This is a genomic window from Candidatus Pelagibacter communis (genome assembly GCF_001180025.1).
In the GTDB taxonomy this organism is placed as follows: Bacteria; Pseudomonadota; Alphaproteobacteria; order Pelagibacterales; family Pelagibacteraceae; genus Pelagibacter; species Pelagibacter ubique_A.
In genome coordinates this window covers 1-591 of the sequence record NZ_CVSK01000077.1, presented here as the reverse complement: position 1 = coordinate 591, position 591 = coordinate 1, and the positions used below count along the sequence as shown (strand labels likewise).

Annotated in this window: 1 protein-coding gene; it reads right to left on the bottom strand. The window is 23.2% G+C overall.

The annotated features are described in order from the left end of the window. Positions 1-591 (bottom strand): methyltransferase domain-containing protein (locus AMN83_RS05090; protein ID WP_075504585.1); only part of this gene is annotated, 591 nt, incomplete at both ends.

Below are 591 nucleotides of genomic sequence, written 5' to 3'. Positions count from 1 at the left end.
ACGCTCTTCCGATCTATTTGGAAAAATAAAAAAATTTAAAAAATTTTGTATCAATCTTTTAAAAAACTTTTTTGAAAATTGATAAACATTGATTTCCTCTTTTATAAAAAACTTATTTTTATTTATTCTTGTTTCAATTAAATTTGTTGCTTCTTTTGGGTTTACACACCATAGATGTCTATGATTTAGAGGTTTATTAAGTTGTTCAAAACCCATTTCATCAATTTTTCCAGTAAATAAAAATTTAAATCTATTTAGCAAGGTACCCTGATTGGGAATTGATAAAAATATATATTTTTTTGAAATATTCATACTGTAGTCTAATAAATCAAAAAAATTATCGTCGTGTTCTAGTACATCAAATAAAAAAATTGCGTCATATTTTTCTTTTTTCTTAAAAACATCATTCCTACTTTTAACAATATCTACGTTATTTTTTTTTGGTACTTCATAAATACCACTATTTATATCAATTCCCTTGTATAAGATTTGATTATTATGTTTTATTATCTCACTTTCTAGCAAAGCATCACCACAACCTATGTCAAAACAACTGTCAAATTTGTAATTATTAAGAATATAATTTCCATA